This is a genomic window from Paraburkholderia sp. UCT31 (genome assembly GCF_014397655.1).
Taxonomy (GTDB): Bacteria; Pseudomonadota; Gammaproteobacteria; order Burkholderiales; family Burkholderiaceae; genus Paraburkholderia; species Paraburkholderia tuberum.
The window spans coordinates 68,925-79,674 of record NZ_VZQP01000004.1 but is presented as its reverse complement, the minus strand read 5'-3'; the positions used below and the strand labels follow the sequence as shown (position 1 = coordinate 79,674).

Below are 10,750 nucleotides of genomic sequence, written 5' to 3'. Positions count from 1 at the left end.
GCTGTACCAGTCACGAAATACCATGGGGAAAAAATGCTATAGGTTTCAAGGAATTTTTGTTTCGCCGATGGAGCAGCCGTGATTGTTAGATCGGGATACTCTCTCATTGAAGCCAGGCGCGCTGTGGGTGACGGCGTTGGTTGCATCAGCAATTCGTCGGGCGTAGAGTACTCAGCGGACAGGTAACTCGTTCTCAGCGTTATCGATTCGATGCGCGAGGCAACGGCCTTGTGACCCAACTCTGCGTGAAAAGAAAGTTGGCAATTGCAACGTCGCGGGCCGCCGCCAGCGTTCATCGCTTGCATCGGCGTAGCGCGGCTGCCCTCTCGCACGAACCGGTTCGACGCATCATGACGCGCTCGCTCGCATCGTGGACATCGCGGTGCGCGGCACTCGCGCTGCTCACCAGCGGTCTTCTGTGCGGTTGCGCGATGGTGACCGTCAGCTCGCAAGGCCCGGAGCAGTACACCGCGATGCGCCGCGGCGACATTCTGTCGACCGGCCGTCTGAGCGCCGCGACCCGAGACACGCTGCACATCGCGGCACTCGATGGGAACACCTGCCAACGTGAGCCGCTCGATTGCATCAATACGATCTCGACCGTCGGCGGAATCAATACCGACCGGCGATTGTCGAGCCTCGCCGAACTGTCGTTGCAGATGGCCATCACCAACACGCCGGCCAACGCCAGCGATTGGAGCGACGCGCAATTCGATCTGTGGCTTAGGGCCGCGCGATTCGCGTATGCGTTTCTGTTCCTCGGTGAACGCACTGCTGGCGAACGTGCATTCGAAGATCGTCAGACCCAGGTCCGTGACTACTACAACTACGCGGTGCAGGAACTTGCCCACGCGCTGTTTCTGCGCGGCGCGCTCGCTACCGATGCCGGCAACGGCGTGCCAGGCACGCAGTACATCGCAGGCTGGTCCATCCATCTCGACCTGAGCCGAACCCGGCTACCCGAAGGCGTGCGCGAACCGCGCGAAGTCATCCCGGCGTCGCGGCTGTCGTTCGCGGGGATACGTAGCATTTATCGACGCGATGGTTTGGGGGCGGAACTCGTTGCTGTGATGAACGTGCCGCCGCCAGAAGATGACGTCGATGCGGGTGGCAATGCCAGCGCCGACACGCGTGTGTCCGCCCGCGTCGATGGTCCCGCGAGCGCACCGTTCAACCCCGGCGTGTCGTCAGCAGCCGCGGGTCGGCCAAGGCCGGCGTCGCGCTTTTTCCGCGAGATGCCGTCGCCGAACGTCACCGCGTTGATCTGGTTCAGCCAGGGCACGCTCGAACAGGTGCTTGCCGCGCATGAGGTCGTGCTGTCCGTCTATGATCCGTATCGCGAAGACAGTGTCGAGCGACACGGCCAGACTGTGCCACTTTCGGCCAACTTCAGCGCGGGCTACGGCATCTGGCTCGCGCGCTCCGGCTTCGCCGGGCAATCGTTGCGCACGCTGTTTGGACGCGCACACGGTATCGATACGCCCCGCATCTACATGATGCAACCGTTCGATCCCAATCGACGGATCATTCTGATGCTGCACGGCCTCGCGAGCAGCCCCGAGGCATGGGTCAACGTCGCCAACGATATTCAGGGCGACGAAGTGCTTCGCCAGCATTTCCAGGTGTGGCAGGTCTACTACCCGACCAACGTGCCGATTCTGGTCAACCTCGCGCGCATCCGCCGCGCCACGCAACAGACGCTCGCGCACTTCGATCCAGACGGTACGGCGCCGGCGTCGCATGGCATGGTGTTGATTGGTCATAGCATGGGCGGCGTTCTGGCGCGGCTGCTCGTGTCGACTTCCGGCGACGCGCTTTGGGCGACGTTCGAGGACAAGTACGTGCCCGAGGGCACCGATATCGATCGCGAGGACGAGCGGCTCGATCGGCTACTGAACTTCACGCCGATGCCGCAAATCGAGCGCGCCATATTTATCGCGGCCCCCCATCGAGGCACGCCGTTCGCGAGCAACCGGCTGTCGCGCTGGGCGGCCAACCTCGTGCGTCTGCCGCTTGCCCTGCTCAACGAGATCGAGGAAGTGATGCAGACGGCGACGAACATCGAACCGCAGGGACGGACCTTCCATGTGCCTAACAGCATCGAACAGCTGCGCGAAACCGATCCGTTGATTCGCGCGACGTCGCTGTTGCCGATCAGCCCCCGGGTTTGCTTCCATTCGATCATCGCACGGCGCCGCGAAAACGGGCCGCTCGAAGATTCCGATGATGGCGTGGTCCCTTATCGCAGCGCGCATCTCGTGGGCGCGCTGTCGGAGAAGGTGATTGTTGCTGGACACAGTGTGCAGGAGACGCCGCGGGCGATCCTCGAGATTCGGCGGATCTTGCATGAGGATATTGCGCAGATCGATCAGCGCGGGGAGGTTTGCGGGGAGGCTGGGATAGCGAAGTGATGGCGGAGGGGCCGGCTGTCTTTTGCGGCGGCCCGGACTTGACGAGGTTGCTGTTGCAGGGCGCTGTTCGAATCACCGGTTCAGCGTTCCGACTCAAGCCAGCGTGATCGAGGCAGGCGCGGAAGATTGGTTCGAATGAGCGGTCAGGTCAGCGGAACGCTCGAAAGATCGCGACGGCCGCTCGAAATTCTTTCGCTACAAATTACGTATTGAATGTTACGAATTGGCGGGTACGTATGTTCATTCTGGCGTGTTGTTGCCGTTTGATGGGAGTAATGGGGTATCGTGCACCAATTTGACTGATTGGCGTGAAACAATGGTGTGCATCGGTGCAAAAAGTCTTTTAAAACAATAGGTTGACACGCGCAGAAGACGTTTCGCTATGTTTCACGCCGTATCGGTTGGCGAGATTGGCCGAAGAATCGAAAATTCTCGCTCGTATTGGCTAAGAGTCACTTGTTTTTCGATATTTAGTTCGCAAAAGTTGACCGGATGTTCTGCCCCCGAATATTGTTAGGTTGCCGATGCGGGACTGCTGCATCTGCTGAAGTTCAAGTTGGCCACGCGCGTGGCGACTGACAGTCGCTCGCATTGCGGATGCGCGATCGTCTTGCCAATCAATATCACAGGGCGGGCCGGGAGAGACTCTTTACGTTCGCGAGATTTGCGCGCTTGCCCTCACCTATCCTGCCGTCCATCGTCCGACGGATTTCTTGCGGATGATCTGAGAGCAGCGATGTTGATTTCGCGCTGAACGAGTGGTCTGACGCAGGCCCATCCGGGTGGTGTGACATACGATCCGACGGAGATCATTCGTTGCGGTCGAGTCACTCATTACTCCGGTGCTTGCCCAAAAATGATCGGCGCGGTCGCGATACATCCCTTCGAATACTTCTATCTGGGTATCTCCCCGGCGGGTGGGTAGATCGGTAGGCGTCACGACCGACATCAACTACCCTTAGAGTGTCCTCTCTTGACGACGGTGGGATGTCGGTTTAACGCGATTACGGCCAATTCATCGCGGCCGGCAGGCGTTCGCGATTGACTTTCTGGTCGTCGATCGAGACGCTGGATCAGCAACGGGATCTGATTTGAGGACAAGCTTGCGCCGTGGCGAACACCGTTTGCGGAACGGCGACTGCATCGTTTGAGAGAACGCGCGATACATGATTCGGGATCCCTTAACGCGACGTTCCAGTAATAACTTGCTCCCGCCGGATCTTGACGCATGTCGTCTGTTCGCTGAGGCAAGCCCCCTTCACAGCCTTCCTTTGCTCGTTTGTTCGTGCCGCTTTCATTGCTAATCGTACGGAACAGCTTTTCCGGCAGAACGACTGGCGACTTAGCGGTCGATAAGCGGTGGCCTCAACGCTGCGCGTTCATTGCCTGAGGTACACCCGGAGAGTGAAGCATGCTTGCGGGACGTCGACGATCTTCGCCGAGGTTTGCTGCGGCCGACAGCGCTATCATGAACACAGCTGTTCATGGACAACCATGTGCAATGCACGTCGCGCACTAAGGGCCGCGGCCTTTCTCATTGAGAAGATTGGAACCGACGATAGCGGAGTCGAGTCGTCTCGGGGAAACGCGCTGATGCGGCGTTGAGTTGAGAACGACCGTGGATGGTACGTTTATAGGACAGAGGGCTGGCCCTCCATCCCGTCCGTCATATGTCGCCTGTGCGATTTTGTATGTGCTCCGGGTAATGCGACCGTCAACGAAGCAGCCGAACCCGGCTCAATGGATGCATCAGAAATCCCCAGTCATTGGCTGTCTCGCTCATGACGAGCGGCTGACCCGCCGCAGGTGCCTGCGAGATCGCTGCGAACGCAATACTGCGCGAATCGCTCCGCGGGTCGTGCAAGGCACGAAGGATGTGCGTTCGCGCGGACGCGGCACGCTTTCATCGGCATCGGGGGTGCGTCGTCAAGAGTGTCTAGAGTCTAGATAGACACCGGATGGCGCAAAGGTAGGGCTGCGGAGTGAGTGTCTAGACTCTAGACACTCTTCGAGGTGGACCGATTTGATTGACCCAAAAAAAAGCCCGCACTAAGCGGGCCCTTTAACACTACAACCGAACCACCGATTAGCTCGTCTTCGGCTGCGATTGGAACATCTGTCCGATCAACTGTCGTATCTGAACTTCTTGCGCCTCGGTGATCACTCCGGTCTTGATCTTGATCGTGAAGTTACTCACATCCTTGGTGATGCTCCCAGCGTGCTCTCGTCCCGCGAAAAATTTCTCGATGCTGCGTCCGCTGGTACCACCCGACGTCGTCTGCCGGGTCGCCAGGGCGGTGATTCCCGCCGCGACCTTGCCCTGATCCATTTCGCCTCTCACCAACAGAGGCCAAATTTCGCGAGCGGCTTTAACGCCATCCTCGCCATGCTTTTTGATAGCCGCTGCAATTGCTTGCGCCGCAGTCCCGCCCAATAGTCGCGGTTGAATATCGAGATCTTTCTTGATGAAGTCCGGCAGATTGTCGAACGACAAGAACTGATACAGACCTGCCCGCGACAATCCCATCGCTTCCGCCAGTCGTTTGCGATTCGGGAACTCTGTTTCCGATCGACGAATCGCCACGCCGATTTCATAGTCAGCAAGGTCGTCGCGGCTAATGTTTTCGACCATTGCGAGCACGGCCATATCCGAGTCGGAGCAATCCGCAACCACGGCCTTGATCGTGTCCAGCCCCAACATCTTGTGCGCACGCCAGCGTCGTTCGCCCGCGACGATCTGATAGTCGTCCGCGACACGACGGACCACGATCGGCTGCATCAGTCCAACTTCCCGGATCGACTCCGCAAGCTCGGCTAACTTTGCTTCGTTGAACACGCGACGCGGCTGCCAAGGGTTCGGCAAGATGCCAGCAACTGCCAGTTGCGATGCGACGCCAGTCGATTCCAGTTCCTGCACGCGAATTTGCGCAACGGCCAGCGCGCCGGCAAGGCCGGGCGCCGTTTGCGTGCGGTTGCTGCGCTTCACCTCGTCCTCGTTGATCGACGAAGTTTTGCGAATGCCGGACGTCTTGGCCAGCAACTGTTCTCGCATATTGCTCATTGCGCGTTCCTCCATTTTTCCGAATAGATCTCGTCGATCCAGCGACAGTAGTCGACGAGAGGTTGCCGCACGCGTTGCAACGACTTGGCCGCGCTGTGATTGCTGCTGATGTCGAAGACGGTCGAGAACGCCAACGCCCCGGTGCTCATCACCGAGCTCGCCGGTACCTCGATCGAATGCAGCCAGTTTTCGTACGCGCTTTGCGCCCACGCACGCACGATCGGCGCCGACGAGTTCCGCCCATAATCGACCCGCGACAACACCAGCGATACGAAGTCGTACTTCTTGTCCGTCTCGAATTTGATAAAGCTTTTGGACACGTCCGAGAAAAGTCGCCAGAACGACAGCGAGCTGATGAAGTCCAGGTTTTCCGGCACCATCGGCATCACCATGGCATCCGCGGCCATCAGCGCGTTCAGATTGAGGTACGACAGCGACGGCGACGTATCCATGAGAATGTAGTCGTACTTCTTGCGCAGCGGCTCGAGCCCTTGACGAAGCACGGTCCAGAAGCGAAAACCGGGTCGCATCTTTTGCATCGCCGGCAGATGGAACTCTGCTCCAATCAGTTCCGTGTGCGCAGGAATCACGTCGATGCCATCCCAGTACGTCGACTGGACCCGCCCCACGAGGCCACCTTCGGTGTCCTGGTCGTAGACGTACGGCAATACTGTGTCTTCAGGCGTCACGTCTTTTTCCGCGTACAGTCCACACAGTTCCGAAAGCGACGCCTGCGGGTCGAGATCAACCACCAACACTTTGCGTCCCCGCAGCGACAGCCCCTGGGCGAGGCACATCGTCGTCGTCGTCTTGGCGGAGCCACCTTTGAGCTGCGCGGTGATAATGATCTTCCCGTCTGGCTCCTTCAGGCGCGTGACCAGTGGAGTCTGGTAGATGTCGGAAATCTTTTGTACCCAGATCCGCGCCTCTTCCAGCGTGAAGGTCCGGGTACGGCCCGTGCCTGCCGCCGTGCCCGACGGCAGTTCTCCGTCGCCTTTTGTCGCGAGATACTGAACCTGCGAGTGTGAGACGTTGCACATCTCGGCAATCTCGCCGGTCTTGAAAACGGGAGCCGTTTTTCGAGGACGCGGAGCCAGAATCGTGTCACGCAGCTCATTAGTGAAGATGGTGACTTTTTCTGCGAACTCACTGATCTGCTCAAAGTGAACGGTTCGGTCTACGGCAGGAAGTTGGCTCGTTCTGACCATTCTGAGGTTTTTCCATAAAATTCCAGAAACCTCAGAATACAGGAAATACTTGAAAATAGCTTTTTAAATTACTGTTTTTATGCGGATTTTCTGCAAATTTCTGTATTTCCAGACCGTTTTCGGTTGCGGAATCGCCGTGGAAACTAAACGAGCCTCGAAACACTGCGTCCTCGAAGGCACAAATGACCTCACCTTTCTTCGCAATCCGGGTAGCGGAGCCGGCACTCCCGCTCGAGACTTAGGCACTTGGTGAGGTCATTTGTGCACTTTCCCATTTTCTGAAAGACCGGTCCGGCGATCTTCTGCACAACCGACCTCACCATTGTTAGATTTTCGCCACCTCCCTGCGAGCGCTCCCGCACTTAGAACGCAAATGCACAATCAACCTCACCTACGGGGGTGACAATACGCCGGCGCCAGGCGGTCAGCCACGGTTCAGCTTGTCACCACAGGCTGCCAATCACCGCAGCAGCACAACCAACCTCACCTTGGCTGCAGCCCTTCGCAGCTCAATTCAACGTTTCGCACAATCAACCTCACCATGCTGCATCGCGCAATCTTCAGCCGCATTTATTTGTGTGTGCCGGGTTGGTAGGTTTTTTTTAAAACCGAGAACAAACCGACAAACCAACGCAACCAAACACTATTCAATTCGTTCAAGCACTTAAGTTCCAAAAGGTGAGGTGCGTTGTGTCAAAGGTGAGGTTCGCTGTGCTCAGAGGTGCGGTTGGTTGTGCAGCAAGGTGAGACCGATTCCCCACCAAGGTCCGGTTCGATGTGTTTGCCACTGCGTCAAATCACGAAGGTGAGGTGGGTTGTGCAGCTACTGGGAACGAGGTTGAAAGGGCCGTCGCATAAGGCCTTGCCGCGCGAACGCCCGCCCGCAAGGTGAGGTTCTTTGTGAACATGGTGAGGTTCTGTGTGCCGAAACGCGGAAGGGACGCCGAAACGGCCTCCGTCGCGGTCGTTTGATGGTGAGGTTCTGTGTGTTGACAGCTCACCACCGCATGCTTACAGTCCCGGGAGCGAAAAAGTGGATGAAGAACATGGCCGCGGACAATCCGGAAGAGGGCAGGTCGAAAGCGACGTCACGCCAGATGGCGCTCGCGCTGTTCGAAGACATGTTCGATCAGGGATTGCGCATCAACGAAGCCAATCGCGAGATCGGTTATCAGCGCAACGATTTCTTCACCGAAATCGTCAATATGGGGCTGCCGGCGCGGCGCTTTCTCGATGCCGCGTACTTCATCGTCGCGCAGGAGCCCGAGCAGCGCGATCAGTACGACGTCGAACTCAACTACTTCAAGTGGCTGATGCGTTACGACAGCCGCAACCTGAAGCACTTGCGCACGATCGCCGACGAAGCTCAGAACGCGAAAGTTCGCGTGACGAATACGCCCGCGGACCGCGATCCCAACGAAAACGATCTGTGGGTGCAGGTTCAGTTGATCGGCATGGTCGGTTTTCATCGCGGACGTATGCGTTTCGACGTCCATCCGCGGCTCGTGCCGCATATCCGCGATCCGCAGAAATCGCATTGGCTGAGCTTGCGCATTTCCACCGCGTTCACGCGCAGTCTCGCGCGCGCGATCTACGACAAAGTTTTGCCCAACGTGCCCGCGGGACGTACCGACTGGATCCAGCTCGAGGAAATGCGCAACTGGCCCGGCAAAATGGGCGCGAATGCCGCCATCTTCAAATACTTCAAGCGCGATTGGCTCGAGCCGGCGGTGCGCGAGATCAACGAAGTGTCGGACGTCGAGATGTCCTATGAGACGCGGACTGCATCCACGACGTCGAAGAAAATCGACCGCATCCGCTTCCTGCTCAAGCGCAAGGACACAGCCGACGCGGTACTCGCGAGCCTCGCCGACGCGAGCCATCTGTACAAGATTCTCACCGACGAATTCGGGCTCTCGACCAAGCAGTTCAGCGAGATTTCGGAGAACCGCGAACTCTGGACCGACGAACGCATCCAGCAGGCCGTCGAATACACGCGCTTCAGGGTCAAGCGCGGCCAGGTCAAGAAGAGCCCCGCGGGCTACCTGATGCGCGCGCTACGCGACAACTGGAAGATCTCCGACGCCGAGCGCACGATGGTCGACGTACAGGCCAAACTGCTCGCCGACGAAACGCAGGAACAGGCGGTCAAGACCGAAACGAGAAAGACCGTGGCGCACAGCATCGCGACGCGCGAAGAAGAAGTGCGCGCGCGCATGAACGAGGATTCGCGCAAGGGCCGCGACCATTTCAACGCCGCCGATGCGAAGACGCGCAAGGAACTGATGCATGCGTGGACGACGTCGCGCGAAGGCAAGCTGATGCTGCGTCGGATGAAGCTCGAACCGTCGACGGTCACCGAAGATGCGATTTTCGCGAATACCGAGCTGGTCTGGTATCTGGGGCAGTTCGTGTTCGGCCGGATGAATGCGGCGCGCGCGGCGGCGTGAAGTGAGCCGGAAATCGGCTGCAAAGCAGCCCAAACTGAGCCGACCGGCAAATAGCAAGGGGTCTTGCACTGACGGATAGCAACGTCAGTGCAAGACCCCTTGCTACTTCAGCGCTCAGAACGCTCAGAACGACCCGAACAGTGAGCCCAGCACGATCACCACCACCAGCGCGAGTAACGCGCCGAGAATCGCGACGATCACGATGTCGCGATAGCTTTCGCGGTGGTTCGACCCACACACGGCAAGCAGCGTCACGACCGCGCCGTTATGCGGCAGGCTGTCGAGTGTGCCTGAGGAAATCACGGCGACCCGATGCAGCAGCGCCGGGTCGATGCCGTATTGCGCAGCCAGTTGCAGATAGGTGCTGCCGAGCGCGTCGAGCGCAATGGTCAGACCGCCCGAGGCCGAGCCGGTCAGCGCCGCGAGCAGATTGGTGGCGACCGCGAGCGATACGAGCGGACCACCGCCGATACCCAGCACCCATTCGCGCACGAGCGCGAACGCTGGCAGCGCGGCGATCACCGCGCCATAGCCGACCAGACTGCCGACGCTGAGCACCGGCAGCACCGATGCATTCGCGCCCGCATCGATCGTCTCGCGCAGCGCTGGCAGGCGATGCCGATTGAGCAGCACGAGCACGACGATCGCGACGGTGAGCGCCACGCACACACCCCACACACCGCCGACCGCCGCAAGCGACGTCTCGCCCCAACGGACCTCGGCCAGATAGTCGGCGTCGATGCGCGGCAGCACGATCACGTTCATCACGAAGTTCGTCAGCACGACGAGCACGAGCGGCGTGAGCGCGACGCCGAACGAGGGCAGACTCTCGCTGACATGCCCGCGCTTCGCTTCCTCCGGATCGAAACTCTGCGATACGCTTGCGCGCTCGCGCACGAGGTTGTCGCTGGCCGGCGCCCCGGTGGATTTCACCGCCGCCTTGAGTCCGTCGAATCCTTCATTGGCCGCCTTCGCGCGCGATTGCTGCAAGGACAACCACCAGAGCCCGAACACCACCATCACGATACTCGCGATGATGCCAAGCCCAGGCGCCGCAAACGGCGTCGTACCAAAGAACGGCATCGGGATCGCGTTCTGGATAGCCGGTGTGCCGGGCAGCGCGGACATCGTGAACGTCGACGTGCCGAGCGCGATCGCGGCCGGCATCAGACGGCGCGGAATATTGGCGGCCTGGAAGAGGGCGGTGGCCATCGGCGCGAGCACGAAGAACGCCACGAAGAGGCTGACGCCGCCATAGGTGACGAGTGCGCCGCCGATCACGACCGCGAGAATCGCCCGATGCGCGCCAAGCTTCTCCGTCATGTAACTGGCGATCGCCTTCACGGAGCCGCTGTCTTCCATCAGCTTGCCGAACAGCGCGCCGAGCAGGAACAACGGAAAGAACTGCGCGAGAAAGCGCGCGGTGCTGAGCATGAAGGTCTGGGTCCAATGCGCGAGAATCGGTTCGCCCGAAATCGCGGCGGCCAGCATCGCGGCGAACGGCGCGAGCAGCAGCACGGTCCAGCCGCGGTACGCGAAGCCGATCAGCAGCGCGAGACTCGCGAGCATGCCGAAAAGCCCTAGACCGATCGCGAGCGGTGACAGGGTGATGACTTCCAT

Annotated in this window: 5 protein-coding genes; 2 read left to right on the top strand and 3 right to left on the bottom strand. The window is 59.5% G+C overall.

Features of this window, described 5'->3' with window-relative positions:
* Positions 1-350: 350 nt before the first annotated feature.
* On the top strand, positions 351-2,411 hold the full coding sequence (locus tag F6X40_RS03870) for an esterase/lipase family protein (RefSeq protein ID WP_187626888.1): 2,061 nt from the start codon (positions 351-353) through the stop codon (positions 2,409-2,411).
* Positions 2,412-4,497: 2,086 nt separating this feature from the next.
* Here the strand turns inward: F6X40_RS03870 and F6X40_RS03865 are convergent.
* Entirely contained in the window at positions 4,498-5,472 is a 975-nt protein-coding gene (locus tag F6X40_RS03865; protein WP_184068209.1) for a ParB/RepB/Spo0J family partition protein, read from the bottom strand.
* Positions 5,469-6,680 (bottom strand): ParA family protein, encoded by a 1,212-nt coding sequence (locus F6X40_RS03860; RefSeq protein ID WP_187626887.1) that lies wholly within the window; start codon positions 6,678-6,680, stop codon positions 5,469-5,471. The genes F6X40_RS03865 and F6X40_RS03860 overlap by 4 nt, the downstream gene beginning before the upstream one ends.
* A 1,046-nt stretch (positions 6,681-7,726) precedes the next feature.
* Between F6X40_RS03860 and F6X40_RS03855 the strand changes: the two genes are divergently transcribed.
* Complete coding sequence (locus F6X40_RS03855; protein ID WP_167368809.1) at positions 7,727-9,130, top strand: replication initiation protein; 1,404 nt, start codon at positions 7,727-7,729, stop codon at positions 9,128-9,130.
* A 123-nt stretch (positions 9,131-9,253) separates the two neighbouring features.
* Here F6X40_RS03855 and F6X40_RS03850 read toward each other — a convergent pair whose 3' ends face one another.
* Complete coding sequence (locus tag F6X40_RS03850; RefSeq protein WP_187626886.1) at positions 9,254-10,750, bottom strand: GntP family permease; 1,497 nt, start codon at positions 10,748-10,750, stop codon at positions 9,254-9,256.